The sequence below is a fragment of the Ensifer sp. NM-2 genome, assembly GCF_003024455.1.
Classification (GTDB): Bacteria; Pseudomonadota; Alphaproteobacteria; order Rhizobiales; family Rhizobiaceae; genus Ensifer; species Ensifer canadensis.
This window is the reverse complement of record NZ_PVZR01000031.1, coordinates 23856-49935: the sequence shown is the minus strand read 5'-3', so window position 1 is coordinate 49935 and position 26080 is coordinate 23856. Positions and strand designations below refer to the sequence as shown.

At 61.8% G+C, this 26080-nt stretch carries 25 protein-coding genes; 19 read left to right on the top strand and 6 right to left on the bottom strand.

Annotation, left to right across the window (positions count from 1 at the left end; translation table 11 throughout):
• Positions 1-160: 160 nt before the first annotated feature.
• The 5 genes from C6558_RS35075 (at position 161) to era (ending at position 3608) form a co-directional block, all read left to right on the top strand.
• Positions 161-625: a DUF2062 domain-containing protein gene (locus C6558_RS35075; protein ID WP_234907713.1), complete on the top strand. Its 465-nt coding sequence runs from the start codon at positions 161-163 to the stop codon at positions 623-625.
• On the top strand, positions 622-1041 hold the full coding sequence (gene acpS, locus C6558_RS35070; RefSeq protein ID WP_025426385.1) for a holo-ACP synthase: 420 nt from the start codon (positions 622-624) through the stop codon (positions 1039-1041). Before C6558_RS35075 ends, acpS begins: the two co-directional genes overlap by 4 nt.
• 169 nt (positions 1042-1210) lie before the next feature.
• Positions 1211-1954 (top strand): signal peptidase I, encoded by a 744-nt coding sequence (gene lepB, locus C6558_RS35065; RefSeq protein ID WP_025426386.1) that lies wholly within the window; start codon positions 1211-1213, stop codon positions 1952-1954.
• Complete coding sequence (rnc, locus tag C6558_RS35060) at positions 1951-2670, top strand: ribonuclease III (RefSeq protein WP_025426387.1); 720 nt, start codon at positions 1951-1953, stop codon at positions 2668-2670. Before lepB ends, rnc begins: the two co-directional genes overlap by 4 nt.
• A gap of 8 nt (positions 2671-2678) precedes the next feature.
• Positions 2679-3608 carry a GTPase Era gene (gene era, locus C6558_RS35055; protein WP_025426388.1) on the top strand — a complete coding sequence of 310 codons (930 nt, stop codon included), beginning with the start codon at positions 2679-2681 and terminating at the stop codon, positions 3606-3608.
• 240 nt (positions 3609-3848) lie between these two features.
• On the opposite strand, the gene C6558_RS35050 is transcribed toward era, so the two are convergent.
• The gene (locus C6558_RS35050) at positions 3849-4874 is read right to left on the bottom strand and encodes a glycerophosphodiester phosphodiesterase family protein (RefSeq protein WP_025426389.1); all 1026 of its coding nucleotides are present in this window, start codon (positions 4872-4874) and stop codon (positions 3849-3851) included.
• Between the two features lie 174 nt (positions 4875-5048).
• Here C6558_RS35050 and C6558_RS35045 point away from each other — a divergent pair, with 174 nt between their 5' ends.
• The 4 genes from C6558_RS35045 (at position 5049) to C6558_RS35030 (ending at position 10664) form a co-directional block, all read left to right on the top strand.
• On the top strand, positions 5049-6095 hold the full coding sequence (locus tag C6558_RS35045) for a glutathione S-transferase family protein (RefSeq protein ID WP_084814310.1): 1047 nt from the start codon (positions 5049-5051) through the stop codon (positions 6093-6095).
• Between the two features lie 306 nt (positions 6096-6401).
• Positions 6402-7658 (top strand): cyclopropane-fatty-acyl-phospholipid synthase family protein, encoded by a 1257-nt coding sequence (locus C6558_RS35040; RefSeq protein WP_025426391.1) that lies wholly within the window; start codon positions 6402-6404, stop codon positions 7656-7658.
• 172 nt (positions 7659-7830) lie between these two features.
• Positions 7831-10137, top strand: a complete 2307-nt coding sequence (locus C6558_RS35035; protein ID WP_025426392.1) for a Tex family protein — start codon at positions 7831-7833, stop codon at positions 10135-10137.
• A 209-nt stretch (positions 10138-10346) separates the two neighbouring features.
• Positions 10347-10664: a hypothetical protein gene (locus C6558_RS35030; protein WP_025426393.1), complete on the top strand. Its 318-nt coding sequence runs from the start codon at positions 10347-10349 to the stop codon at positions 10662-10664.
• Positions 10665-10800: 136 nt separating this feature from the next.
• Here the strand turns inward: C6558_RS35030 and rkpK are convergent, their stop codons facing one another.
• From rkpK to C6558_RS35015, 3 genes are all read right to left on the bottom strand, one after another.
• Positions 10801-12114, bottom strand: coding sequence for a UDP-glucose 6-dehydrogenase (rkpK, locus tag C6558_RS35025; protein ID WP_025426394.1), 1314 nt, complete (start codon positions 12112-12114; stop codon positions 10801-10803).
• A 72-nt stretch (positions 12115-12186) separates the two neighbouring features.
• Positions 12187-13230 carry an NAD-dependent epimerase gene (locus C6558_RS35020; RefSeq protein ID WP_057211454.1) on the bottom strand — a complete coding sequence of 348 codons (1044 nt, stop codon included), beginning with the start codon at positions 13228-13230 and terminating at the stop codon, positions 12187-12189.
• 69 nt (positions 13231-13299) lie between these two features.
• The gene (locus C6558_RS35015; RefSeq protein WP_025426396.1) at positions 13300-13632 is read right to left on the bottom strand and encodes a helix-turn-helix transcriptional regulator; all 333 of its coding nucleotides are present in this window, start codon (positions 13630-13632) and stop codon (positions 13300-13302) included.
• A gap of 49 nt (positions 13633-13681) precedes the next feature.
• Between C6558_RS35015 and C6558_RS35010 the strand changes: the two genes are divergently transcribed.
• The gene (locus tag C6558_RS35010; RefSeq protein WP_057226537.1) at positions 13682-14164 is read left to right on the top strand and encodes an SRPBCC domain-containing protein; all 483 of its coding nucleotides are present in this window, start codon (positions 13682-13684) and stop codon (positions 14162-14164) included.
• Positions 14165-14177: 13 nt separating this feature from the next.
• On the top strand, positions 14178-14534 hold the full coding sequence (locus C6558_RS35005; protein ID WP_025426398.1) for a glyoxalase/bleomycin resistance/dioxygenase family protein: 357 nt from the start codon (positions 14178-14180) through the stop codon (positions 14532-14534).
• Between the two features lie 16 nt (positions 14535-14550).
• Here the strand turns inward: C6558_RS35005 and C6558_RS35000 are convergent, their stop codons facing one another.
• Positions 14551-15288 carry a L,D-transpeptidase gene (locus C6558_RS35000; protein WP_025426399.1) on the bottom strand — a complete coding sequence of 246 codons (738 nt, stop codon included), beginning with the start codon at positions 15286-15288 and terminating at the stop codon, positions 14551-14553.
• A 236-nt stretch (positions 15289-15524) separates the two neighbouring features.
• Here C6558_RS35000 and recO point away from each other — a divergent pair, with 236 nt between their 5' ends.
• From recO to C6558_RS34975, 5 genes are all read left to right on the top strand, one after another.
• Positions 15525-16271 (top strand): DNA repair protein RecO, encoded by a 747-nt coding sequence (recO, locus tag C6558_RS34995; protein WP_038576811.1) that lies wholly within the window; start codon positions 15525-15527, stop codon positions 16269-16271.
• A 63-nt stretch (positions 16272-16334) separates the two neighbouring features.
• Positions 16335-16844 carry a PaaI family thioesterase gene (locus tag C6558_RS34990; protein WP_057211453.1) on the top strand — a complete coding sequence of 170 codons (510 nt, stop codon included), beginning with the start codon at positions 16335-16337 and terminating at the stop codon, positions 16842-16844.
• 253 nt (positions 16845-17097) lie between these two features.
• On the top strand, positions 17098-19926 hold the full coding sequence (locus C6558_RS34985; protein ID WP_025426402.1) for a DUF2339 domain-containing protein: 2829 nt from the start codon (positions 17098-17100) through the stop codon (positions 19924-19926).
• Between the two features lie 9 nt (positions 19927-19935).
• Positions 19936-20592 (top strand): HD domain-containing protein, encoded by a 657-nt coding sequence (locus tag C6558_RS34980; RefSeq protein ID WP_025426403.1) that lies wholly within the window; start codon positions 19936-19938, stop codon positions 20590-20592.
• A gap of 79 nt (positions 20593-20671) precedes the next feature.
• Positions 20672-21520 carry an MOSC domain-containing protein gene (locus tag C6558_RS34975; RefSeq protein ID WP_025426404.1) on the top strand — a complete coding sequence of 283 codons (849 nt, stop codon included), beginning with the start codon at positions 20672-20674 and terminating at the stop codon, positions 21518-21520.
• A gap of 29 nt (positions 21521-21549) precedes the next feature.
• On the opposite strand, the gene C6558_RS34970 is transcribed toward C6558_RS34975, so the two are convergent.
• Positions 21550-22473, bottom strand: coding sequence for a phytanoyl-CoA dioxygenase family protein (locus tag C6558_RS34970; RefSeq protein ID WP_038576814.1), 924 nt, complete (start codon positions 22471-22473; stop codon positions 21550-21552).
• Positions 22474-22602: 129 nt separating this feature from the next.
• On the opposite strand from C6558_RS34970, the gene C6558_RS34965 reads away from it, so the two are divergent.
• The 3 genes from C6558_RS34965 (at position 22603) to nadA (ending at position 26063) form a co-directional block, all read left to right on the top strand.
• A complete protein-coding gene (locus C6558_RS34965) occupies positions 22603-23469 on the top strand; it encodes an AraC family transcriptional regulator (RefSeq protein WP_025426406.1) in 867 nt (288 codons plus the stop codon).
• A 106-nt stretch (positions 23470-23575) separates the two neighbouring features.
• Positions 23576-24814 carry an MFS transporter gene (locus C6558_RS34960; protein ID WP_025426407.1) on the top strand — a complete coding sequence of 413 codons (1239 nt, stop codon included), beginning with the start codon at positions 23576-23578 and terminating at the stop codon, positions 24812-24814.
• Between the two features lie 169 nt (positions 24815-24983).
• Positions 24984-26063, top strand: a complete 1080-nt coding sequence (nadA, locus tag C6558_RS34955) for a quinolinate synthase NadA (RefSeq protein ID WP_025426408.1) — start codon at positions 24984-24986, stop codon at positions 26061-26063.
• Positions 26064-26080: the final 17 nt, after the last annotated feature.

Here is a 26080-nt window from a genome sequence, read left to right as displayed (position 1 = left end):
CCTTTAAACAGGCGGACACGCCGTCTTGTGCCGACTGGCGGTTTCAAGATGCGGTCATGACGGCATAATGTTATTCAGACGTAGAAAACCGGTCACGATATCCGAGAGGCTTCGCGCGCTTTTATGGCCGCGCAAGGGCTTTCGGCGTGGCCCGAGATACATGGCGCTGCGCATCCTGCGCCTGTCGTCGTCACCGCACTCGATTGCGGTCGGGGTCGCTGCAGGTGCCGCGTCCTCCTTCACGCCCTTCTTTGGGCTGCATATCATCATCGCGGTCGCGGTTGCCTCCGCGTTCTCCGGCAATCTGCTTGCGGCAGCGATCACCACGGCGCTTGCCAACCCGGTGACCATCCCGATGATCCTGACCGCGTCCTACGAACTTGGCACGGTCATCATGGGACCGCAGGCGTCAGGTCCCGCAACCGGCGCGGACGTCGCGCATATGGTCGAGCACCTCGAATTGTCGGCGCTTTGGGGGCCTGTGTTCAAGCCTATGCTCATCGGATCGGTTCCGCTTGCCGCCGCCGGCGCACTGATCTTCTATCCTCTTGCCTATCAGGCAGCCCGTCTTTTCCAGTCCCGCCGCAGGCGCGCGCGCGCGTCCGGTGCAAGGTCCACATCATGATCATCGGTATCGGCAGCGACCTCATCGACATCAGGCGCATCGAAAACTCGCTCTCGCGTTTCGGCGAGCGTTTCGTCAATCGTTGCTTCACCGAGGTGGAAATTGCCAAGTCCGAAGGTCGCAAGAACCGCGCCGCCTCCTACGCCAAGCGCTTCGCTGCCAAGGAGGCCTGTTCCAAGGCGCTCGGCACCGGAATAGCGCATGGCGTCTTCTGGAAAGACATGGGCGTCATCAATATGCCCGGTGGCAAGCCCACGATGCATTTGAGCGGTGGTGCTGCCGAACGGCTCCAGGCGATGGTGCCCAAGGGGCATCGGGCGGCAATCCATCTGACGATTACCGACGATTTCCCGCTGGCGCAGGCCTTCGTGATTATCGAAGCACTCCCCGTTGCCCCGCCAGAGGGAACGGTTTAGAGCATTCCGTTGAGAAATCCGGGCGTGCCCGATTGCAGGGGGCAGAGCGCCCTTGCAGCATGGATACAGAATTGCGCATCCGCCGGTGAGGCTGGAACCGAAAGCGCGAATGACAGTTGATTGAGCGGAGCGCCTATCCAGCGCGCCGATGACAAAGGAAGACAGCAGCGTGGCAGAAAAGACAGAAGCGAAGCAGAGCGGTCTCTGGGAGAATGTGAAGGTCATCATCCAGGCGCTGCTCCTGGCCGTGGTCATTCGCACCGTCTTCTTTCAGCCCTTCACCATTCCGTCGGGCTCGATGATGCCGACCCTGCTTGTCGGCGACTACATCTTCGTCAACAAGTTCGCCTACGGCTACTCCAAGTATTCGCTGCCGTTCTCGCCGGATCTGTTCTCGGGCCGAATCTTCGCCAGCGAGCCGGAGCGCGGCGACATCGTCGTCTTCCGCTTTCCGCCAAACCCGGACATCGACTACATCAAGCGTCTGGTCGGCCTGCCGGGCGATCGCATCCAGGTCCGCAACAGCATTCTCTACGTCAACGACAAGCCGATCGATCGCGCGCCTGACGGTGTCTTCCGCGCCGACGATCAGTACGACACCGGTGGCGACGTTCCGGTCTACCGCGAAACCATGGACAATGGCGTTTCCTATGACACGCTCGATCAGTTCCCGGATTCGCGCGGTGACAACACCCGCGAGTTCATCGTGCCCGAAGGTCATTACTTCATGATGGGCGACAATCGCGACAACTCGGCCGACAGCCGCTTCGACGTCGGCTTCGTGCCGGCCGAGAACCTTGTCGGCCGCGCGAGCCTGATCTTCTTCTCGCTCGGCAATGACACCTCGTTCCGCGAGATCTGGAAGTGGCCGGCGAACCTGCGCTACGACCGCCTGTTCAAGGCGGTCGAATGATGAAGGCGCGGTCGCTAAGCGCGGAGGATCGGGCCAAGCTCGAGGCCGTGATTGGCTATCAGTTCAGCGAGAAGGAACGGCTCGATCGGGCGCTGACCCATTCCAGCGCCCGCAATGCCAGGGGATCGAACTACCAGCGGCTCGAATTCCTCGGAGACCGTGTGCTGGGGCTTTGCGTCTCCGAGCTTCTGTTCCAGACCTTTCGTGATGCCAACGAGGGCGAACTTTCGGTGCGGCTGAACCAGCTCGTCAGCGCCGAGAGCTGCGCCCTGGTCGCCGACGACCTGGCGCTGCACCAGTTTATCCGCACCGGTTCCGACGTGAAGAAAATCACCGGAAAGGCGATGATGAATGTGCGCGCCGATGTGGTAGAGTCGCTCATCGCCGCCATCTATCTCGACGGCGGGCTGGAGGCGGCGCGTAAATTCGTGCTGCTTCACTGGAAAGAGCGGGCGACCCGTGCCGACGGCGCCCGTCGCGATGCCAAGACCGAATTGCAGGAATGGGCGCATGCCAAGTTTGGCATTGCGCCGACATATCGGACGGACAACCGCTCCGGCCCCGACCACGACCCGCGTTTCACGGTGACCGTGGAGGTTGCCGGCGTTGCGCCCGAGACCGGGACGGATCGATCCAAGCGCGGCGCCGAGCAGGTGGCCGCGACAAAATTGTTGGAACGCGAAGGCGTGTGGCGGAAAGTCTCCGCCGGAAATTGACGGAAAACATGACGGATATGGAAAAAGATACGGCCGCCGAAAGCGCGCCGACCCACTCTGGTTTCGTGGCGCTGATCGGCGCCACCAACGCGGGAAAATCGACGCTGGTCAACCGCCTCGTCGGCGCCAAGGTTTCGATCGTCAGCCACAAGGTTCAGACGACCCGGGCGATCGTGCGTGGCATTGCCATCCACGACAACGCACAGATCGTGTTCATGGACACGCCGGGCATCTTCAAGCCACGGCGCCGGCTCGACCGGGCAATGGTGACGACGGCCTGGGGTGGCGCCAAGGACGCCGATGTGATCATGCTCCTGATCGACAGCGAGCGTGGCCTGAAGGGCGATGCGGAAACGATCCTTCAGGGCATGAAGGAAGTCCACCAGCCGAAGATCCTGGTTCTGAACAAGATCGACCAGGTGCGACCGGAGGATCTGCTGAAGCTTGCAGCGGCGGCCAACGAGACGATCAAGTTCGAGCGCACCTTCATGATCTCCGCGCTGACCGGCTCGGGCTGCAAGGATCTGATGGATTATCTTGCCGAGACGCTGCCGGAAGGTCCCTGGTATTATCCGGAAGACCAGATCTCCGACCTGCCGATGCGCCAGCTCGCGGCCGAAATCACTCGCGAAAAACTGTTCCTGCGCCTGCATCAGGAACTTCCCTACGCCTCGCATGTCGAAACCGAGAAGTGGGAAGAGCGCAAGGACGGATCCGTTCGTATCGAACAGGTGATCTACGTCGAGCGCGAAAGCCAGAAGAAGATCGCACTCGGCAAGAATGGCGATGCGATCAAGGCGATCTCCACCGCGTCGCGGAAGGAAATCTCCGAAATCCTTGAGCAGCCGGTGCACCTCTTCCTGTTCGTCAAGGTGCGTGAAAACTGGGGCGATGATCCCGAGCGCTTCCGCGAAATGGGTCTTGAGTTCCCACGCTGATCGGCCAGTATTCTCAATACCGCTAACGCCGCTCGCCAGCCCTGCTGGCGGCCGGCTCCTCTCGGAGGGTGAACTTCGGGCTGCCGGGCATCTGCCGAAACGACAGGCGGGACTTGTCTCAGGTCAAGGCGCCGGTGCCCCAACCGTACGCTCCCTCAGTGACAAACGAGATTGGATAGGAACCGCTACTGCATGTTTCCTTAAATCCTATTCGATTTAAGGATAAAAACATGCAGCAAATCAAAGTGCTGCAGCGACCTTTGCGCGTCTAATAAGACGCGCGGCGCTGTAGGACGCCGGCTGTCTTTTTGCCAGCATCGGCCCGATCATCTCGGCACGGTTAGTCCAGACGTAGCCCGAGAAGTTCTCCGGCACCAGTTCAAGATCTTCCGCGCTATCGATGCCCGTGGTGAAATCTCCGCCGGCATAGGGGCCGAGCAGGATGATCTCGCTGCCGGCTGATTTCATGCGCTGTGCAAAACGGTCGGGCCAACCCCACAGCCAGGGCGCATAGTTTCCCGGAACGATCACCAGCGTGTTCTGGCAGGCGGCCGGAACGACGCCGGTCCAGCCATAGGCGATGTAGCGGGCGAGGCAGCCGACGACAGAGTTCCTGTCGTAACCACGCAGGCCCTTCACCAGCTTCAGCGCTTCCCGCGTCGGCTCGCCGCCGCCATAGACCCCAAAGACGGCTTGCCGCCATTCCGGATGTGTTTCGAGCAGGGCGGCGAGCGCTGCGCCTTCCTCGGCCCGGCGGCTCTTGAAATTGACGAGAAACTGGCGATCGGGCAGGGCGGTGAAAACCTCCTCCAAGGTCGGCATGTGGCCGGTGCCTTTTCCGCGGAACGGAAAGGTCTTGCCGCCGTCGGCGGTATAGCCGTAGCCGATGTCGAGCGATTTCAGCACCGTCATTGGCGTTTCCTCGGTGACCCCTTTGCCTTCAGTGCGGCAGTCGAACGTCCAGTCGTGGAAGACCGCGAACTGCCGATCGGGCGTCAGGTGGATGTCGAGTTCGACGACCGCAGCGCCGGAATCGAAGGCGGCCTGCATTGAGGCGACGGTATTTTCGAGGTGATCGTGCCGTGGCTTTTCGATGATCTCGGCCGTGCAGGTATCGTTCCCCACGCCCGCTTTCGGATAGGTCTGGTGGATGCCGCGATGCGCGAGAATCTTAGGCGGGCCCTCGGGGGGCGTTGCCAGCAGGGACGTGTTGAGGAGCCAGACGACGGCAGCAAAAAGCACGGCGACAATGACGAATCTTTTCATCCTGATTCTCCCTCTCGCGACCGGGATTGCTCGACAATGTGGCGCTACCGTGATGCTACGCGCTGGGCGTGTGGGCTGTGTAATGCGAACGATCTGTCAACCGGCCGCCGAATTGACCGGCACGCGCCCGCGTGTGAGTGAGTTGGCATTCCCCGTAGGTTCAGGAGAGAATTCATGCCGCAGCTCGTCGATGGAAAATGGGTCAAGGGTGACGTTGCTGCGAGCGAGATGAAGGGTGGCGCCTTTTTCCGCGAGCCGACCCGTTTCCACAGCTGGATCACGGCCGATGGCGGCCCCGGCCCGCAGGGGCAGCCAGGTCTTCCGGCGGAGGCCGGGCGCTTTCGTCTGTTCGTTTCGTACCTCTGCCCCTGGGCGTCGCGCACGATCGCTTTTCGCAATCTCAAGGGACTGCAGGACGTCATCGGGCTTACCGTCTCCGACCCGCTGCTAGGCGAGGATGGTTGGGTCTACGACGAGCCTGTGGACGCTGGCGGGCGTGTTGGTCTGATCCGTTATCATCACGAGCTCTATACGGCGAGTGATGGCCATTACACCGGCAAGGTGTCGGTCCCCGTCCTTTGGGACATGAAGGAAGGGCGCATCGTCAACAACGAATCCGCCGACATCATCCGCATCCTGAATTCGGCTTTCGACGACCTGACCGGCAACCGCCTCGATTTTTACCCTCAAGCGCTGCGTGCGGAGATCGATCACTGGAACGACCCGATTTACGAGCGCGTCAACAACGGCGTCTACCGCGCCGGGTTCGCCAAGTCTCAAAGCGCCTATGACGAGGCCGTCACGAGCCTGTTCGGGATGCTCGACGAGCTCGAGCGCCACCTGGCGGCCAATCGTTACATCGCCGGCGAGTACCTGACGGAGGCCGATATCCGTCTGTTCGTGACATTGATCCGGTTCGATGCGGCCTACCACGGCGTCTTCAAGTGCAATCTTCGCCGGATCGAAGATTATCCGGCGCTTTCCAACCATCTGCGCGAAATCTACCAGTGGCCCGGCATCGCCGAGACGGTGCGCATCGACCATATCAAGCGAGGCTATTACGGCATCGCCCACGTCAATCCGACCCGCATCGTGCCTGTTGGTCCCATGCTCGATTTCACCCGGCCGCATGACCGGCATTCCCTACCGGGTCGCGGGGTCGTCGGAGCTGAGGCCAATTCGGCCGATTTACTAAGCAAACAAATCTTTGAGGGGGCATAAAAAGCCCATTGCCAATCGTTTGAAGCTTACTAAGTTAGTGTAAGTTCTGATGGATAGGAGCCCGATGGCGGCTGGCATGGCGAATTTCCGGCAGCGCGCGCACGAGGAGCGCCGCATCTGTTCCGGATACCATGAGGCCACGCCAGAGCCGGTTTTCGCCGCTTCCAGAATTAGGTCGCGTCATGCCCCTGCGTTCCGCATCATTCTTCATGCGCGCCGCAACGCTTTCCCGGAAGCCCCGATAGAACCGGCCCCGTCGCCGCTCCTACGCAGCAGGACACAGGATGTGTCTGGCAGGGGTTGGATATGAATGCGGCATTGTTGAATTTGCTTCGCCGTCTGGTGCGCAAGGGCAATCTGACGGTGTTTTTTTCTGCGGGTGAGCAGGTCATTCTGGGTGACGGCTCGGGAAAGCCGGCAACGATCCGCATTGTCGATGCGGAAGCTGAAAAAGCGATCGCTATCGACCCGGGGCTTCGTTTCGGCGAGCTTTATATGGATGGCCGCGTCGTCATCGAGGACGGCGACATTTTCGATGTGCTCTCGATAGTAAAGGAAAACGGTCTGGAGAACGCCGCGACTGTTCCCAACACGCTGGTTGCTCTTCAGCATGTGTTGCGCCAGCAGGTGAAGAGCCGCATGCCGGTCAATCGCAACCGGCACAATGTCGCCCATCACTATGATCTCGATCGCAAGCTCTTCAATCTGTTCCTCGATCAGGACTGGCAATATTCCTGCGCCTATTTCGAGCCGCCGGGCATCTCGCTCGATGAGGCGCAACTCGCCAAGAAGCGCCATATCGCCGCCAAGCTGCTGCTTGAACCCGGGCAGAAGGTGCTTGAGGTCGGCTCCGGCTGGGGCGGGATGGCGATGTATCTTGCGGAATCCTCCGGCGTCGAGGTGACGGGCATCACACTCAGCGAAGAGCAGCTGAAGATCTCGCGCGAGCGGGCGGCCAAGCGAGGCTTGTCCGATCGTGTCCGCTTCGAGCTTCAGGACTATAGGACGATGCAGGGGCGGCAGTTCGACCGCATCGTGTCGGTCGGTATGTTCGAACATGTCGGCATCGGCAATTACGGCCGATTCTTTCGCAAGATCAGGGAATTGTTGAAGCCTGAGGGCGTGATGCTGTTGCACTCGATCGGGCAGGTCTACAAACCCTGGGCGACCAATCCATGGATCGAGAAATACATCTTCCCCGGCGGTTACATCCCGGCGCTTTCGGAGGTTCTGCCTTCCGTTGAAAAGACCCAGCTTCTCGTCAAGGATATCGAGATCCTGTCGATGCACTATGCCTGGACATTAAGGGCGTGGCGGGAGCGTTTCCTCGCGCGGCGCGAAGAGGCGGTAAAGCTGTTCGACGAGCGCTTCTTCCGGATGTGGGAGTTCTATCTCGCCGCGTCGGAGACGGCCTTCCTGCATGACAAGCACTTCATCTTCCAGCTGCAGCTGTCGCCGTCGCTCGATACGGTGCCTTTCGCACGCGGTTACATCGAGGCGAAGGAACGGGAACTGATGGAATTCGAAATGACCCGCCCGCCGCTTGAGCTGGTGGATATTTAACGCATGTCGCCCGAAAGTGCGCCGCGGTTTCGGTGCAACGACATCCTTAGAAAACACAGGTCGAGCGCACCTCTCCTGTGGAGTTCCGGTTTCGCCACGCAAGCCTTCACTTGGCCTTGAAGACCTGCGCCTTTATGGTCGCCGACTGAAAACAGGAAAGACGGATCCCACCATGGCCAGCCCAGCAAAACCCATCGCCGCCATCATTGCCAGCGAGATCAAGGCGTCGACCTCCCAGGTAATCGCCGCGGTGGAGCTGCTCGATGAGGGCGCGACGGTGCCGTTCATCGCGCGTTACCGCAAGGAAGTGACCGGCGGGCTCGACGACACGCAGCTGCGCACGCTGGCTGAGCGTCTGACCTATCTGCGCGAACTGGAGGCAAGGCGGGGTTCGATCATCGAATCGATCCGCGGACAGGGCAAGCTGACCGACGAACTCGAAGCCAAGATCGCCGCGGTGGAAACCAAGGCCGAACTCGAAGATATCTATCTGCCCTACAAGCCGAAGCGGCGCACCAAGGCGGAGATCGCCAAGGAGCGGGGCCTTGGGCCGCTTGCCGAAGCTATTCTCGCCGACCGGACGGTCGCACCGGCTGACCGCGCCGCAAAGTTTCTGACGGCAGATGTGCCCGATGTGAAGACGGCGCTTGACGGCGCGCGCGACATTATCGCCGAAGGCATGGCGGAGAATGCCGACCTGCTCGGCCGCCTGCGCAATCACATGAAGGGCGCGGCGTTCCTGCGGGCCAAGGTCGTCGACGGCAAGCAGGCGGCGGGTGCCAAGTTCTCGGACTATTTCGATCATTCCGAACGCTGGGCGACCACACCGGGTCACCGGGCGCTTGCCATGCTGCGCGGCTGGAACGAGGAGGTGTTGTCAGTCGATATCGTCGTCGATCAGGACGATACGTCTCCCGTCAAACCGGTCGAGCGCATGATTGCGGCCGCCTACAATGTCGGCGGACAGCTGCCGGGCGACAAATGGCTTTCCGAGGTTATCGGTTGGACCTGGCGCGTGAAGCTGTCGATGTCGCTGTCTCTCGACCTGATGCGCGAGCTGCGCGAACGGGCGGAAGAGGAAGCAATCCACGTTTTCGCCCGCAACCTGAAGGACCTGCTGCTGGCCGCTCCGGCCGGCTCGCGCGCGACGATGGGGCTGGATCCGGGCATTCGCACCGGCGTCAAGGTCGCCATTGTCGATGGTACCGGCAAGCTTTTGGAGACAACGACCGTTTATCCGTTCCCGCCGAAGAACGATGTCCGCGGCACGCAGGCCGAGCTGGCATCGCTGGTCCGCAAGCACAAGGTCGAGCTGATCGCGATCGGCAATGGCACCGGCAGCCGCGAGACGGAGAAGCTTGTCGCCGACATGCTTGCCCAACTGCCGGCGCCAAAGCCCACCAAGGTCATCGTGTCCGAAGCCGGTGCTTCGGTCTATTCCGCCTCGGAGACGGCCGCACTTGAGTTCCCCGGTCTAGACGTCTCCCTGCGTGGCGCCGTCTCCATCGCCCGGCGCCTGCAGGACCCGCTGGCTGAGCTCGTCAAGATCGAGCCGAAGTCGATCGGCGTCGGCCAGTATCAGCACGATGTCGACCAGTCGAAGCTCAACCGCTCGCTGGATGCGGTCGTGGAAGACGCGGTGAACGCCGTCGGTGTCGATGTGAATACGGCATCCGCACCGCTGCTTGCGCGCGTCTCCGGTCTCGGCAAGTCTTCGGCAGAAGCGATCGTCGCACACCGCGATGCCGCCGGACCGTTCGCCAGCCGCAAGGAACTCTTGAACGTCGCGCGTCTCGGCGCCCGCACCTTTGAACAGTGCGCCGGCTTCCTGCGCATTCCTGATGGCAAGGAGCCGCTCGATGCGTCGTCGGTCCACCCGGAAGCCTATGGTGTCGCCAAGAAGATCGTCGCGGCCTGCGGGCGCGATGTGCGCGCATTGATGGGCGACAGCGCGGCGTTGAAGCAGCTCGATCCGCGTGTCTTCGTCGATGAGCGTTTTGGCCTGCCGACGGTGAAGGACATTCTGGCCGAACTGGAAAAACCGGGCCGCGACCCGCGCCCGAGCTTCAAGACCGCGACCTTCGCCGAGGGCATCGACGACATCAAGGATCTGAAGGTCGGCATGCAGCTCGAAGGCACCGTGACAAATGTTGCCGCCTTTGGCGCCTTCGTCGACATCGGCGTCCATCAGGATGGCCTCGTTCATGTTTCGCAGCTTGCGGACCGGTTCGTGAAGGACCCCCATGAAGTGGTCAAGGCCGGCGACGTGGTTCAGGTGCGGGTGACCGAGGTGGATGTACCGCGCAAGCGCATTGGCTTGACCATGCGCAAGGACATCGGTGCCGATACGGGCCGCGAGGCGAGGGCGCCGGCATCGAACAACGGCAATCGCAGCGCGCCAGCGCGTCCGCAGAAGCCGCAGCAGCCGTCGCAGGGCGCCTTTGGTGCCGCGCTCATGGAAGCGATGAAGCGCAAGTAATACGGGTCGCCCAGAAGTCGTATCGGTTCCCGGGTTACTCTCCGTAAATTAGTCAATTGTAATATACGGATTGCTCCGCCATACTGATCTCGTGGCGGCACTTGTATCGTGTCGCGAGCAAGTGCCGATCATAACAATGCCGGTCAACGGCGGATGAGGTCAGCGGAAACTCCTTTTCCGCCGGGTTTCCCGGCGAAAGGAGGTGCGTCATGGGACGCAATATGATCCGTGGCCTCGCTCGAGCCGTCATATTGGCGGCCGCGGTGACGGCACTTCCAAACCCGGCAAGTTCGCAGGTGATGGCGAACTGTGCCGCGCGATCCGAAGTGATCGAATTTCTCATGCGACAGTATCAGGAAAAGCCTGCGGGGATCGGATTGATCAACCCGCATGCGGTGATGGAAATCTATGCCGCCGATAGCGGCACCTGGACCCTGATCGTCACGGATGTCACCGGCCGAAGCTGTGTCATCCTTGCCGGCAAAAGCTGGGAGGCACTGCCGCCCCAGCCGATACCGAAGGCATAGAGCATGTCGCGCAAAAGTGTGCAGCGGTTTTGCGATAACGACATGCGGCATAACAGGAAACTTTAAGTCTGTCGCCGCCTGTCGCAGACGATCGCCGGGCAGGGCGCCCGGCGTTAGATTCCGTGTCTTGCAGCCCTCACTGCGGCCGGCCGACGCTGGCATAGGCAAAGCCGTGCTTTGCAACTTCGTCGGGGCGATAGATGTTTCTGAGGTCGACCAGTACCGGCGCCTTCATCACGGCTTTCAACCGGCGGAAGTCGAGCGCGCGGAACTCGTTCCATTCGGTCACGATCACCAGCACGTCGGCCTCTGCGGCTGCCTCGTACGGATCCTTGGCGAAATCGAGACCGTCCATCAGTTTCTTGGCGTTTTCCATGCCTTCCGGATCATAGCCGACGACATGGGCGCCGGCGTCCTGCAGCGTCTGAACCACGGTGATGGCCGGGCTGTCGCGCATGTCGTCGGTGTTCGGCTTGAAGGTGAGGCCGAGGACGGCGACCTTGCGTCCGCGTACATCGCCGCCGGCAGCCGCGATAACCTTGCGGCCCATGGCGCGCTTGCGGTTGTCATTGATGGCGACGGTGGTCTCGACCAGGCGCACGGGGCTGTCGAAGTCCTGGGCGGTCTTGACCAGCGCCAGCGTGTCCTTCGGGAAGCAGGAGCCGCCGTAACCCGGGCCGGCATGCAGGAATTTTCCACCGATACGGCCGTCGAGGCCGATGCCGCGGGCAACGTCCTGCACGTTGGCGTCGACCTTCTCGCAGAGATCGGCCATCTCGTTGATGAAGGTGATCTTCATCGCCAGGAAAGCGTTGCCGGCGTATTTGATTAGTTCGGAGGTGCGGCGCGAGGTGAAGACCAGCGGCGCCTGGTTGAGGTAGAGCGGACGGTAGACCTCGGTCATGACGTCGCGGGCGCGCGCATCATCGTCGGCAAGGCCGATGACGATGCGGTCGGGGCGCTTGAAGTCCTCGATGGCGGCACCTTCGCGCAGGAATTCCGGATTGGAAACCACGGCGAAATCGGCGTCCGGGTTGGTTTCGCGGATGATGCGCTCGACCTCGTCGCCGGTGCCGACCGGAACCGTCGACTTCGTCACGATGACGGTGAAACCCTTGAGGTTGACGGCGATCTCGCGCGCTGCGGCGTAGACATAGGAGAGATCGGCATGGCCGTCGCCGCGACGCGACGGCGTGCCGACGGCGATGAAGATCACGTCGCTGTCCGCGACCGCCGAAACGAGATCCGTGGTGAACGACAGGCGGCCGGACTGGACATTGCTCGCGACGAGATGGTCGAGGCCGGGTTCAAAGATCGGAATGCGCCCCTGCATCAGGGCATCGATCTTGCTTTCGTCCTTGTCGAGGCAAACCACGTCATGGCCGAAATCGGCAAAACACACACCCGAAACAAGGCCGACATAGCCGGCGCCGATCATCGTGACTTTCATCTGCTCTTCCTTTTGTTGCGAGAGCTTCGCTTATGCAAAGTGTGGCGACGGCAGTCGTCGCCGATGGTTGCCTCAGGCCTGCCGGGCCGGCGAGCCAGCCTTCTCGGAGCGACCGTAATATTCGTCATACCAGGCTGCAAAGCGCGCGACACCGTCTTCCACCGAAATCGACGGCTTGAAATCGGTGAGCGCCTCAAGCAGATCCGGAGACGCATAGGTGCGTGGCACATCGCCCTGCTGCATCGGCAGCATGTTGCGAAGCGCCGGGCGACCGACTGCCTTTTCGATCGTCTCGATGAAGGTCATCAGTTCGACCGGCTGGCCGCCGCCGATATTGACGACGCGGAATGGCGCCTGCCGCGACAGCGTGTCCTGCGCCTTTTCGGATGGCACCCGGTTTTCCTCCGAGGGGAGGACATGCGAAAGCCTGAGGATGCCTTCGACGAGATCGTCGATATAGGTGAAGTCGCGGCTCATGCGGCCTTCGCCGTAAATGTCGATCGGCCGGTCGTTGTGGATGGCGTCGATGAACTTGAACAGCGCCATGTCGGGCCGACCCCAGGGGCCATAGACCGTGAAGAAACGGAAGGCCGTCGTCGGCACCTTGTAGAGATGGGCATAGCTGTGCGCCATCAGTTCCATCGATTTCTTCGTCGCCGCGTAGATCGTCATCGGCTCGTCGGCCCGGTCTGTCTCGGCGAAAGGGATCTTTTCGTTGGCGCCGTAGATCGATGAGGTCGAGGCCAGCATCAGGTGCTTGGGGCCGATTTCGCGCGCCAACTCCAACATGTTCCAGGAGCCGATGAGGTTGGAATCGACATAGGCCTTGGGGTTTTCCAGGCTGTAGCGGACGCCGGCCTGGGCAGCCAGATGGATGATGACCTCCGGCTCGGCAAGCTCTGCGGCGTGGTTCAGCGCATCCCGGTCTTCCAGCATGCCGACGACCGCCTTGAAGCCGTTCGAGCGGGCGAGGATCGCGTGGCGCTGTTCCTTGAGCGTGACGTCGTAGTAGGGCGTCATTCCGTCGAAGCCGACGACGAAATGCCCTTCGTCGATCAGTCGCTTTGCAAGATGAAAACCGATGAAGCCGGCCGTGCCGGTGATGAGGTAGCGCAAGACGATATCCCCAGATTGCGTTGTCGCGCGTTCATACGAAGAAAGCAGGGCAATGGAAAGCCGAAACCGTCATTCCGAGGGGCGGTCGAGCCCTTGCTGAAGGGCGGAAAGGATCGACATCGCCTGGCCGGCATACTGGCTGATCCAACGATTGTGGATGGCCTGGATCGGCATGGCGTTGAGGTGGTTCCAGCGCTCGCGGCCCTCACGCTGAACGATCACCAGATCGGCGTCTTCGAGAACTCTTAAATGCTGCATGACGGTGCAGCGATCAAGGCTGTCAAACTGCTCGCAGAGCATGCCGGTCGTCTGCGGCTCATCCTTCAGGGCGTCGAGGATCTGTCGGCGCAGGCCGTTGGCGAGTGCCTTGAAAACAAGGTCATCTTTCGAATCGGTTGACATGTTATATTTTTATAACATATGCTGTGTCAGCACAATGGGAGAAGAGGTCATGTCTTTCGAATTTCGTGTGAATGGACGCATCGACCGGCCTGTCGCCGAGGTATTCGATGCCGTGGTCAATCCTGATCAGATCAGCAAGTACTTCGTCACCCTTGGCGGGGTCAGTGGGCCCTTGGTCGCCGGAACAACGGTTACCTGGTGGGGCAACGTGCCGATAGAGGTCGAGGCCGTGGAACCCCACGAGCGCATCGTCCTTCGCTGGGATGCGTTGGTGGAGAAGGAGGAGGAGCCTTATCGCACCAAGGTCGAGATGCGCTTCCAGCCACTCGAGGACGGCGCCACCATGGTGACGATCGCCGAAACCGGCTGGCGCGAAAACGCGCGCGGACAGAAGAGTTCCTACATGAACTGCGAGGGTTGGTCGCAAATGCTGGCCTGCATGAAGGCCTGGCTCGAATACGGCATCAACCTGCGCCAGGGCTACTACGTCAGCGAATTGTCCGGGCAGCCCGCAACCGAGCCGCCGCTTTAAGGGAGATCACACGATGACGATTACGGGTGGTATCAACATCGCTATGAAGGTGCCGTCGCACCAATATGAGGCGGTCGTCGCCTTCTACCGCGACACGGTCGGTCTCGAGCCTTTCGACGAGAAGGCGCCGGCCAAGGGTTTTATCCTCGGTCCTAACAGGCTTTGGATCGACGAGGCGCCGAATTACAGCCAGGCGGAGGTGTGGCTCGAACTCTTCACCGACGACCATGAGGCCGCACTCGGCGGGCTTGCCGAAAAAGGCGTGGTGCGCTGCGATGCGGTCGAGGATCTCGGCGAAGGCTTTCGCGGCGGCTGGATCATGAACCCGGCCAACATTGTGCACATGCTGCGCACGCCGGACGCCTGGTAGGCGCCCGGCAGCGGGATTAGTAGGCGAACGGCTCGCCGGCGTTTGCCGGCGTCGACATTGGCGCGAGCGTCTCATTCATCGGCGCTTCCGCCTGCAGCACGACGACGCGCGAATCCTTCGGCACGCGGCTGTAGAGATCGATGATATCAGGGTTGAAGAGCCGGATGCAGCCGCTCGATACCGCCTTGCCGATCGACCAGGCCTCGGTGGTTCCGTGGATGCGGAACAGCGTGTCGCGGTCGCCCTGGAAAAGGTAGAGCGCGCGCGGCCCAAGCGGGTTGCGCACGCCCGGTTCCATGCCGCCGGCAAGCGGGCCGTAGCGTTCGGGTTCGCGCGCGACCATGCTGGAGGTGGGCGTCCAGCGCGGCCATTCGGCCTTGCGGCCGATACGGGCTTCGCCTTCGAATTCCAGGCCGGCCTTGCCGACCCCGATACCGTAGCGCATCGCCATGCCGCCGTCCTGGACCAGGTAGAGGAAGCGATTCTGCGTGTCGATCACGATGGTGCCGGGCGGCTCATGGGTCGCATAGGCAACCTGCTGGCGCAGATAGCGCGTATCGACCTTCCTGATATCGATGGCGTCGAGCGGAAACTTTTCGTCCGGCTTCGGTCCATACATCGCGACATAGTAGGGATCGGGTCCCTTCGGCTTCGCCGGTCCGCCGCTGGTCACGCAGCCTGCGAGCGTGGACGTGGCAAGAAGGAGGGCGAAGAGCTGCGCCAAGCGGCCGGCGCTGTTCCGGGACACACACATAATCGGGTCAATATTCCTGCTGATTGCATTTCGGGAGGGAGCGGACGTTGCCGCCGTGTACGGCCGTTCTAATGCCAAACATGGCCTCGGGGAGGCAAGAGCGCGACGGAATTGAGGCAATTGGTGAGTGTCACCGAAAGGCGACAGTGCGGAGGTCTGCGTGAAAGCGCTAGATCGCGATGCCAGACTGGCATCATCGCTTGATCCGCTTTCCATCGCGGGTGTATGCCTTTTTCATGCAATGGAGCGATCAGGCCATCATTCTCGGGATCAGGCGGCACGGCGAAAGCTCGGCCATCGCCGAAGTCATGACTGCGTCGCGGGGCCGGCATCTTGGCATGGTGCGGTCCGGCCGTTCGCGCACCATGCAGCCCGTCCTTCAGCCGGGAAATACCGTCGAATTGACCTGGCGCGCGCGGCTCGATGAGCATATGGGCGAGTTCCGCATCGAGCCGCTCGAACTCCGGGCGGCGCGGCTGATGGAGGCGGCCACGTCAGTCTATGGCATCCAGGCGCTGGGCGCGCTTTTACGCCTGCTGCCGGAGCGCGATCCGCATCCGCATCTCTATGAGGCGCTGGCCGTCATCGTCGATCACCTCGAGGATCCGGCCGATGCCGGTGAACTGTTCGTGCGCTTCGAACTTGCCGTTTTGAACGATCTTGGTTTCGGGCTTGATCTGACCGAATGCGTGGCGACCGGAACGCGCGAAGACCTGGCCTTCGTGTCGCCGAAGTCGGGCCGGGCCGTCTGCCGCGCAGCCGGCATGCCCTATGCCGACCGCATGCTCGCGCTGCCGGAGTTTCTCGCCGTCGAAGCGCGAAGTGCGGCCGACTATGACAGCCTTGCCGCCGCCTTCCGCCTGACGGCCTTCTTTCTCAACCGCCATGTCTATGAGCCACGCGGCCTCAAGGTTTCGTCCGCGCGCGATGGTTTCGTCAATGCGGCGCTCAAGGCATTGAGGCCTTCTTCTTCAGCCGCGTGATCGACAGCGCCGCGCGTCCGATCGGGCGTGTGAAAGAGGCTGTCACACCTCAAGGGAGTTTGCATGTTTCAAGAACTTTTCCCCGGCATGCCTGTATCCGGCATCGGCGTGCTTCCGCTGGATCGCGTTGCGCGCGACGGCGGCCTCAAGGTCATGCAGGATCTTTTGAAGGGCGACCTGCCGGCGCCGCCGATGTCGGCAACGCTCAAGTTTGGCCTGACCGAGGTCGAGGAGGGGCGGGTGGTCTTCAAGGGGCTGCCGACCGAGGAGCATCTGAACCCGCTTGGAACCGTGCATGGCGGCTGGACGGCGACGGTGATGGATTCGGCGCTGGGATGCGCAGTGTTCACGATGATGAAGCCCGGCGAGGCCTACACCACTGTCGAATTCAAGGTAAACCTGGTGCGGCCCTTGCTGCCCGGCATGGGCGAAGTCTTCTGCGAAGGCAAGATCGTCCACCGTGGCCGCACCATCGCCACGTCGGAGGCCTGGCTGCGTGATGCTGGTGGCAAGCTTCTGGCGCACGGGACGGAAACCTGCGCGATCTTCCCGATCGACAATCTGCGCCGATAGCAGCCGCCCTTTCCCCGACGCTGCAACGATCGTCGGCGCTCACATGGGCGCCGGCGGAAGTCGCATACGTGAGTGGGATGCCGTTGGCTGTGCCTCATAGCTGCTCGGCTGTCGCGACGCCGGCGCATCACGTGAATGAAACTTATACATTTCCGCGAAGAGATTGGGGCTCTCAACCGTCTATGCCTTTGGCGGTCGTGCAAAACTCTGTATGGTCGCGATCGGCCTGCGAATATTGCCGCCAGGGGAAAACATGATTGAAGTTATTGCCTTAGTCGCTTTTGTTCTGGCGCTCTCCGCCTTTTTCGGCGGCAGGAAGACAGCAGAACGGTTGGACAGCGAAGTCGCCGCGCTCAAGAAGGAGATCGCGCGATTGACGGCTGCGGCCGGGCTCGCAGCGCCGGAAGGCGATATCGCGTCGGAGCAGGCGGCAGCGCTTTCTGAACGCTCCGCCGATGCGGTGACCGACGATGATGAAGGCGTCGATGGGCTCTCGGCGAGCGCTCGCGAAGGCGCAAGGATCTTCGGCAATGCCGAACCGACCGAGCCCGAAACCGCATCCGACGAAGCCGTGGCCGCGAGCGTCGAGGCGACCTCCGTCGATGCAGCGCCATCCCGGCAGGTGGAAAGCCTGGAAAGCCGTCTCGGTGCCCGCTGGGCCGTCTGGGTCGGCGGCATCGCACTGGCGCTCGGTGGCGTCTTCATGGTCAAGTATTCGATCGACGCCGGTCTTCTGAGCCCTGCCGTCCGGCTGACGCTGGCCGCACTCTTCGGTTTGCTGCTGGCTGCGGCTGGCGAGGTCATTCGCCGTCGCGCCGTGCCCGTTATCGCCAACGAATTCCAGAATGCGATGATCCCCGGCATCCTCACTGCCGCCGGTGCCGTCACGTTGTTCGGGGTCGCCTATGCGGCTTATGACATCTATGGCTTCATCGGCACGGCGACGGCCTTCGTGCTGCTGGCGATGATTTCGCTCGCAACCGTCGGCCTGTCGTTGCTGCATGGGCAGGCGCTGGCCGGCCTCGGCTTGCTTGCCTCGCTGATCACACCGTTGCTGGTATCGAGCGATGAGCCGCGCCCCTGGGTTCTCTTCGGCTTCCTGTCGGTCGTGTGGCTCGCGACCTTATTGGCGTCGCGGTTGCGGCGCTGGATGGTCGTGCCGACGCTCGCCAATGTCGGCATCGGGCTCTGGGGGCTTGCCTATGTCACCGCGGTATCGCCCTTCGACGCGCTGCCGGTCGCCTTTGCGCTGCTGGTGATGATCCTGGGTGTCGGGCTGGTCTGGCCGGGTGCGATGGACACCGATGCGCCCAGTGAGCCGTTGCCTGAGCCGACGAACCGCCCGATTGCGGTTGCCGGCCCGTGGGAGAAGCTCTTCACGCCGGCCTATGCCGCCATCAGCGTTTCCGCGGCCATTGCCGCGACCGTGCTCGCTCTGATCTTCATCAGCCCGGCCGTCAGCGCCGTGGAATATCCCGTCAAGGAGTTCTTCGTCGTGGTCGCGGCCCTGGCCGCACTCGGCGCATGGCGGACGAATGCCGTCTATCCGGCCCTGCTGTCTGCCCTCGGCGCGATCGTCGGCATCGGCAGCCTGACGGCGCTGAGCGGCGTCCTTGCCTATCTCGACTCTTCGCTTGCCGGTGTTGCGCCGGAGATCGTTCTGCCCAGCCGAACCGCGACGCTGACGGCCTTGCTGCTGGCAACGCTGTTCGTGCTGTTCGGCGCATTCGTGCTCACCCGCCGCCTGCGCGAACACCCGCAGTTCGCTATCCTGTGGGCCGGCATTGCCGCCGTCGTTCCGGTTGCTCTGACCACGATGTCATTCCTGATGACCGGCAACTACACCTTCGATCTGCCGCACGGCCTTTTCGCGCTCGTTGTCGGTGGTGGTCTGCTGGCGCTTGCCGATTGGCTCTATCGCCGTGACGGCGAAGCAGAGGGCGTGGATATCGCCTCGAGCCTTCTGGTTACCGGCTCCTTTGCGCTCTTCGTGATCGCCTTGCATGCCTGGACCGATGGCCTCGTCACCACCCTGGCGATTGCGCTGCTTGGGACTGCCTATGCCGGCGCGACCCGTGTTCGGACCTGGCCAATCCTGCCCTGGATGACCGGCGCAGCGGCGATCGTCGTTCTTGGCCGTATCGCCTGGGAGCCGACGATCGTCGGCGCTGAAAACCTCGGCACCACGCCGGTGTTCAATGCGCTGTTGCCGGGCTACGGCATTCCCGCGCTCTTGCTTGTCGCCTCTGCCTATCTCGTCCGATCCTGGCCGGATGTGCGTGTGCGCAACCTGCTGCAGGCCCTGGCGAGCCTCTTCGTGCTGTTGACGCTGGCGATCCTCGTTCGCCATGCCATGAACGGTGGCGTGCTCGACAGCGCCGTACCGACGCTTGGCGAGCAGTCGATCTACACGTTGCTGGCGATCGGTGCCTCGGGTGTGTTCATGACGCTGGACATGAAGTCACCAAGCCCTGTCTTCCGCTACGGCGGCATGGGGCTTGGCGTGTTCTCGATGCTCTCGGTTCTCTCAGCGCATCTCTTCGGGCTCAATCCGTATTTCAGCGGCGAACTCTTGGGGGCCATCCCGTTCTTCGATCTGCTTTTGATCGGCTATCTCCTGCCGGGCATCGGTTATGCGGGCCTTGCCTGGTATGCGCGCGGCAAACGACCATTGCCCTACGTCATGGCGCTCGCCGTCAGTGGCGCGATCCTCGCTTTTGCATGGGCAACGCTTTCCGTCCGGCGCCTCTGGCAGGGGGAGAACATCGTGGACTGGAAAGGCTTCCTGCAGGGTGAGACCTACACCTATTCGGTCGTCTGGCTGGTGCTCGGCGTGCTGCTTTTGGTGTTCGGCTCGCGCTTCAATGCCAAGAGCATTCGCATCGCCTCGGCCGTGCTGGTCTTCATTGCCGTTCTGAAGGTCTTCCTGATCGACATGTCCAATCTCGAGGGCTTCCTGCGCGCGCTCTCCTTCATCGGGCTCGGCGGCGTTTTGATCGGCATCGGGCTGTTCTACCAGAAGATCCTTTCGGGCGTCGGCGTGACGCGGCAGTCGTCTGCTGCGCCGACACAGCCGCAATAGGTTGATGCCATGACTCGTAATTTTGCATTGGCGGCGGCATTCGCGCCGCATGCTGATCTCGCCGCCGTTCTCCTGCCGCATGCTTTTGCGGCAGATGACGGTTCGCATGATGCATCCCACCTGATCCGGGTCTGGAAGAACGCCGCCCGCATCCATGCCGAAGAGGGTGGTGACGAACGCGTGCTCTCCGCAGCCGTGTTGCTGCACGATTGCGTTTCTGTCGAAAAGAACTCGCCGCATCGCACGCAGGCCTCAAGGCTTGCGGCTGAAAAAGCCGCCGACATCCTGCGCGATCTCGGCTGGTCGGCTGAAGCCATATCGTCCGTCGCCCATGCAATTCTCACCCACAGCTTTTCGGCCAGCATCACGCCCGAGACGATCGAGGCGAAGATCCTGCAGGATGCAGACCGACTGGATGCGATCGGCATGGTCGGCGCTGCCCGCTGCTTCTACATCGCCGGGCGCATGGGCAGCGGCCTTTACGATCCGCTCGATCCGCTGGCAGAGGATCGAGAGCTCGACGACAAGGCCTTTGCCATTGACCATTTCGAGACCAAGCTGTTCAAGCTGGCCGATGGATTTCAGACGGCTACCGGTCGCAGGCTGGCGCTCGAACGCCAGCAACGGCTGCGCGATGTGCTTGCCATGATGCTGGATGAAATCTAAGCCTTTCAATCCATTACCGCCGTCCTGTGAATCAGATCGCGAACGGCCTGAATCTGTTTCTCAACGTGGAGCGTTTTCGATGAAGGTGACCGGACTGAACATTCATCCGCTGAAGAGCGGCCGGGCGATCCCGCTTGAGACGGTCACCGTCAATCTCGATGGTTTCGAGGGCGACCGCCGTTTCATGCTGGTGGAGCCGGATGGGCGTTTCATCACCCAGCGCGAGCTGCAGACGCTGGCACAGGTCGAGGCAAACCACATTGATGGCGGCGTGCAGCTGAAGATGGGCGACAAGGCACTCATCGTGCGCTTCGATCCTGACCAGCGGCTCGACGTGCGCGTCTGGGCAAGCGACGTCGATGCGGCAGTGGCCGACGATGCAACAAACGAGACGCTGTCGGGCTGGTTCGGCCGGCCCGTCAAGCTTGCCCATATGGATGCTTCGGCGGAGCGTTTCGTCGGTGCCGAGTGGGCCGGCACGGCAGCACCCGTCGGTTTTGCTGATGGCTTTCCGGTGCTGATCACCACCACAGGCTCGCTTGCCGATCTGAACCGTACACTTGCGGAGAAGGGGCAGGAGCCCGTCGGCATGGACCGGTTCCGCACCAACATCCTGCTCGATTGCGATGAGGCCTGGGACGAGGATTTCTGGGAGAGCCTGGAGATCGGCGGCATCCGCTTCGATTTCGTCAAACCCTGCGCCCGCTGCATCATGACCACCCAGGACCAGATCACCGGCGAACGCATCGGCGGCAATCCGATCCAGGGCCTCGCCGAAAAGCGCATGTCGGCCGACCGCCGCGTGGCGGGCGTGCTGTTCGGTTGGAACGTCGTGCCGCGCGGCGAAGGAACCTTGAAGCTCGGCGACGAGGCGCGGATTGTCGACCGGCGCCGGGAGCGCTGGCCGATGAAGGTGCGCGCTTCCTGAACCGGCGGAAGCCACCTACGATCTCCGCCTCAGAACCAGGGCGTTACGCCGAGCAGCTTTGCCCCGAGGTCCGAGAGGTTGGCGGGCGTGGCGTTGTGCTTTTCCCATTCGCGCGGATCGCCCGGAAAGGCGTCGCGCTTCGGATGGTCGAGCTCCCGCCAGAGCCGCACGCGTTCTTCGCGTTCGGCTCTGTTGTTCCACTTGGCTGGATGCATGGAGATGTACTGTGCCATGCGAACCCTGCCATCGGAATGGTTGGGCCGGACGCCGTGGGCAAGCAGGCTGTTGAAAATCATCAGGTCACCTGCCTCCATCTCGATATTGACGGTCGAAAGGCCTGACATGTCGGGGTGCATGGGGTCTCTGTCCGCCGGTTGGGTCTTTTCCCAGGTGGCGAAGTTTTCAAACAGCTCAGGAACACACTGAAAGCCGCCGACATCGCCATCCTGCTTCTGCAGGCTGAGCACGCCCTGGACGCCGATCGGCAGCGGACGGATCGAGGTGTCGACGTCCCAATGAATGAAACCGTTGGGATTTCCCTTGACCCTTTTCGGCGGGTTGAGGTTGGCGCGGTCGATCGTCACCCAAAGATCCTCCCGGTCCCAGATATCGACGAAGGCACCATAGATGCGCGGTTCCTGGCGATTGTCCCAGAGATATTGGTGATTGTAGATCTCCAGCATGCCGGTGTTGTTGAGTTCCTTCATCTTGTGTTCGCGGCGCTGCGGCGCGTACCAGGTCGAAGGGTCGGCTGGATCCTTCTCGTCGAAGCGCCAGAGCAGTTCGACGAGCCGCTCGACATTGGCTGCCGGCACGGCCTGCCGGACGATCACGTAACCCTTGGTGATCCAGTGCTGCCAGTCCTCCTCCGAGAGCACGCGCAACGGGAGGCGCTTCTTGATGTCCTTCAGTTGGGTTTCGGCGGCGGCTGTGGGGTGGCTGTCTCTGAGCATGCGCAAGGCCTCCTGTGCATCTGCGTCTTTCTGTCGATGCAGGCAGATTAGGCGTTCCGTGGCTGGCATGTTGCCTTCGTACGGCAAAGATTGGTACTAATCTGGCGTCATGATCCAGATGAGCGCAATATGAAGGCCGTTCTGCAGAAGATCCCAAGGCCCACGGAAGCATCCTCCATCCTTCTCGACCGACGGCTTGACGATTGCATCCCGTTTCAGTGGCATCACCATCCGGAATTCGAGCTGACCCTTACGCTGAACTCGCGCGGCCAGCGTTTCGTCGGCGACCACATCGGCACCTATGATGATGGCGATCTCGTGCTGGTCGGGTCGAACCTGCCGCACACATGGCATTCCGCGTCCAAGGTCGATGAGGGGGCGCCCCATGTGGCGCTGGTACTCTGGTTCCACCCGGAATGGGTGGAGCGGATGCAGGACGGCTTTGTCGAGCTCGGTGGCGTGCGGGCAATGTTCGATCGCTCCGCGCCCGGCCTGCAATTCTCGCAAGGAGCAGCCCGTCGCGTTCGGCCGCTGTTCGAGCGCCTGCGTACGCTCGAGCCTGAAGAGCGGTTGCCGGATGTCCTTGCGCTGCTGACGATCCTTGCGCGGGACGAGCATGTAACGCCATTGTCTAACCGGGTCGTCGCGCCCTCGGGCAGGGCCGTCGATCGTGGTCGCCTCGACCGCGTGCTCGATCACATCCACCTCACCTATGCCGAAAGCCCTTCGATGGACGAGCTTGCGGATATTGCCGCCCTCAGTCTCTCGGGCCTGCACCGCCTGTTCCTGCGCCATCTCGACATGCCGATCTCGGAGTATCTGATGCGGCTGAGGATCGGCGAGGCCTGCGCGCTTCTATCCGGCTCCGGAAAATCCATCGCTCATGTGGCCGAGGCGGTCGGCTATCGCTCGATCGCCAATTTCAACCGGCAGTTCAGGGTCCAGAAGGGTATGACGCCACGACTGTTTCGCCAGCGGTTTCAGCATGTCCGATGAGTGGCTTCCGGCCTCATCAATTCCGGTGATCGCGTCGTCAATTTAATTGGCTTTTATCTATTTTAGCGTCCGCGTAGGGTCGCGCTTCGTCATCAGGAGAAAACCCATGTCCGCCATTTCGGGAGCATCCGCGCCGTCGAGCGTTCGCCAGGAAATGCCTTGGCTGATTATTGTCGCCGGCTCGCTCGTTGCGATGCTCACCTTCGGTCCTCGCTCGGCGATGGGCTTCTTCCAGCTGCCGATGCTTGCCGAGACCGGTTGGGACCGCACGACCTTCGGTCTGGCAATGGCGTTGCAGAACCTCTGCTGGGGGCTGAGCCAGCCCTTCTTCGGCGCGATCGCCGACAAGTTCGGCACCTGGCGCGTGCTGACCATGTCGGGGCTTCTCTACGCCTCCGGCCTGTTCATCATGGCCCACGCCAATGCGGCGATCTGGTTGCACATCGGTGGCGGCGTCTTGATCGGCATGGCTGTCGGCTCCGGTTCGTTCGGCATTCTGCTCTCCGCATTCGCCCGCAACGTCACGCCGCACCAGCGCTCCATGGCCTTCGGCATCTGCACGGCGGCAGGGTCCGCCGGCATGTTTCTGTTCGCGCCTCTGAGCCAGGGGCTGATCTCCGCCTATGGCTGGTCGGACAGCCTTGTCTATCTCGGGGTGTTGATGTTGCTGGTGCCGTTGTTCGCCATTCCGTTGCGTGGAAACGCTTCCTCCGGCCGGCAGACGGAAGCGCAGTACAAGCAGTCGATCGGTCAGGCGCTGAAGGAAGCGCTCGGCCACAAGAGCTACCTGCTACTGGTCTCCGGTTTCTTCGTCTGCGGCTACCAGGTGGCCTTCATCACCGCGCATTTCCCTGCTTATATCGGCGACATCGGCATCGACGCCCGCTATGCGGTAATCGCGCTGGCGCTGATCGGGTTCTTCAACATCATCGGCTCGCTGTCGGCCGGCTTCATCGGCCAACATTATTCCAAGCCCTATTTCCTGGCGCTGATCTACATTGCCCGGTCGGTCGCGGTCACCGCCTTCCTGCTGCTGCCGCAATCGCCGACCTCGGTCATTGTCTTTGCAATCGTCATGGGCTTGCTCTGGCTTTCGACCGTGCCGCCGACAAACGCGCTCGTTGCCATCATGTTCGGGACACGCCATCTCGGCCTGCTCGGCGGCATCGTCTTTCTCTCGCACCAGGTGGGTTCGTTCCTGGGCGTGTGGATGGGCGGATACCTCTATGACCGCTTCGGCTCCTATGATCCGGTATGGTGGCTAGGCGTGGCGCTCGGCCTGTTTGCGGCCGTCGTTCATTGGCCGATCGAGGAGAAAGCCGTTCCCCGGCCTGCCATGGCCTGAAGAAATCCGTGAACGGGGCGTCGCAAAATGCGACGTTCCGTTCTTGAATTCTGTCACAAAACTTTCTAAATCAATCCATGCGGCTTTGCCGCTTTTGTTTTGGTTCAATTATGCTCATTTTGAGCATAATTGAAGAGCCGCCCAGGAGAGGGGCGGAGAGGAGATCTCGATGACGCGCCTTGACACCCGCACGCAGGCCGTGGCGAACCCGGTTCTTGTAAGCGCCGCCCAGCGCTTCGGCGTCATCGAAAGACCCGAGCTTGCTTTCACACCCGCAGTCGCGCGCGAGACGGAGCATCTTTACGAGAAGGTGAAGGATTTCATTCCGGCGATCGAGTGGCCGGTCTATGCGCCTTACGTTCACGCCATCAACCGGCTGAAGAAAGAGCGCAACGCCGTCATCCTCGCGCATAACTACCAGACGCCCGATATCTTCCATTGCGTCGCCGATATCGTCGGGGACTCGCTGCAGTTGGCGCGCGACGCCAGCAAGGTCGATGCCGAGATCATCATCCAATGCGGCGTTCACTTCATGGCGGAGACCTCCAAACTGTTGAGCCCGGAAAAGACCGTGCTGATCCCTGATGGAAAGGCCGGCTGCTCGCTGTCGGAATCGATTACCGGCGCGGATGTACGGTTGCTGAAGCAGCGTTACCCCGGCGTTCCCGTCGTCACCTACGTCAACACCTCCGCCGACGTGAAGGCCGAGACGGATATCTGCTGCACCTCGTCGAACGTGCTTGCGGTCGTTGAGAGCTTCGCATCGGACACGGTGCTGTGCATCCCGGACGAATATCTGGCCATGAACGTCGCACGCCAGACCAACAAGAAGATCCTGACCTGGAAGGGCCACTGCGAGGTGCATGAGCGCTTCACCGCCGCCGAACTGCTGGCCTACAAGGAAGCCAATCCGGGCATCGAGATCATCGGCCATCCCGAATGCCATCCGGATGTGATTGCCGTTTGCGATTTCGCCGGCTCGACATCGGGCATGATCAACTACGTCAAAGACCACCGGCCGTCGAAGGTCCTGCTCGTCACCGAATGCTCGATGGCATCGAACATCCAGGCCGAGATCGAAGGCGTCGAGTTCATCAAGCCCTGCAATCTCTGTCCGCACATGAAGCGCATCACGCTGCCGAAGATTCTCGACAGCCTGCTCACCATGACGGAAGAGGTTCTGGTCGATCCGGCGATCGCCGATCGGGCGCGCCTTGCAGTCGAACGCATGGTCAACCTCAAGCAATAACACCTGCCGGGCGAAAG

Excerpts from the sequence above, each read along its gene's own strand:
- C6558_RS35075 (WP_234907713.1), top strand. The coding sequence starts at position 161 with ATGGCGCTGCGCATCCTGCGCCTGTCGTCGTCACCGCACTCGATTGCG.
- acpS (WP_025426385.1), top strand. The coding sequence starts at position 622 with ATGATCATCGGTATCGGCAGCGACCTCATCGACATCAGGCGCATCGAA.
- rnc (WP_025426387.1), top strand. The coding sequence starts at position 1,951 with ATGATGAAGGCGCGGTCGCTAAGCGCGGAGGATCGGGCCAAGCTCGAG.
- era (WP_025426388.1), top strand. The coding sequence starts at position 2,679 with ATGACGGATATGGAAAAAGATACGGCCGCCGAAAGCGCGCCGACCCAC.
- C6558_RS35050 (WP_025426389.1), bottom strand. The coding sequence starts at position 4,874 with ATGAAAAGATTCGTCATTGTCGCCGTGCTTTTTGCTGCCGTCGTCTGG.
- C6558_RS35045 (WP_084814310.1), top strand. The coding sequence starts at position 5,049 with ATGCCGCAGCTCGTCGATGGAAAATGGGTCAAGGGTGACGTTGCTGCG.
- C6558_RS35040 (WP_025426391.1), top strand. The coding sequence starts at position 6,402 with ATGAATGCGGCATTGTTGAATTTGCTTCGCCGTCTGGTGCGCAAGGGC.
- C6558_RS35035 (WP_025426392.1), top strand. The coding sequence starts at position 7,831 with ATGGCCAGCCCAGCAAAACCCATCGCCGCCATCATTGCCAGCGAGATC.
- C6558_RS35030 (WP_025426393.1), top strand. The coding sequence starts at position 10,347 with ATGGGACGCAATATGATCCGTGGCCTCGCTCGAGCCGTCATATTGGCG.
- rkpK (WP_025426394.1), bottom strand. The coding sequence starts at position 12,114 with ATGAAAGTCACGATGATCGGCGCCGGCTATGTCGGCCTTGTTTCGGGT.
- C6558_RS35015 (WP_025426396.1), bottom strand. The coding sequence starts at position 13,632 with ATGTCAACCGATTCGAAAGATGACCTTGTTTTCAAGGCACTCGCCAAC.
- C6558_RS35010 (WP_057226537.1), top strand. The coding sequence starts at position 13,682 with ATGTCTTTCGAATTTCGTGTGAATGGACGCATCGACCGGCCTGTCGCC.
- C6558_RS35005 (WP_025426398.1), top strand. The coding sequence starts at position 14,178 with ATGACGATTACGGGTGGTATCAACATCGCTATGAAGGTGCCGTCGCAC.
- C6558_RS35000 (WP_025426399.1), bottom strand. The coding sequence starts at position 15,288 with ATGTGTGTGTCCCGGAACAGCGCCGGCCGCTTGGCGCAGCTCTTCGCC.
- recO (WP_038576811.1), top strand. The coding sequence starts at position 15,525 with ATGCAATGGAGCGATCAGGCCATCATTCTCGGGATCAGGCGGCACGGC.
- C6558_RS34990 (WP_057211453.1), top strand. The coding sequence starts at position 16,335 with ATGTTTCAAGAACTTTTCCCCGGCATGCCTGTATCCGGCATCGGCGTG.
- C6558_RS34985 (WP_025426402.1), top strand. The coding sequence starts at position 17,098 with ATGATTGAAGTTATTGCCTTAGTCGCTTTTGTTCTGGCGCTCTCCGCC.
- C6558_RS34980 (WP_025426403.1), top strand. The coding sequence starts at position 19,936 with ATGACTCGTAATTTTGCATTGGCGGCGGCATTCGCGCCGCATGCTGAT.
- C6558_RS34975 (WP_025426404.1), top strand. The coding sequence starts at position 20,672 with ATGAAGGTGACCGGACTGAACATTCATCCGCTGAAGAGCGGCCGGGCG.
- C6558_RS34970 (WP_038576814.1), bottom strand. The coding sequence starts at position 22,473 with ATGCTCAGAGACAGCCACCCCACAGCCGCCGCCGAAACCCAACTGAAG.
- C6558_RS34965 (WP_025426406.1), top strand. The coding sequence starts at position 22,603 with ATGAAGGCCGTTCTGCAGAAGATCCCAAGGCCCACGGAAGCATCCTCC.
- C6558_RS34960 (WP_025426407.1), top strand. The coding sequence starts at position 23,576 with ATGTCCGCCATTTCGGGAGCATCCGCGCCGTCGAGCGTTCGCCAGGAA.
- nadA (WP_025426408.1), top strand. The coding sequence starts at position 24,984 with ATGACGCGCCTTGACACCCGCACGCAGGCCGTGGCGAACCCGGTTCTT.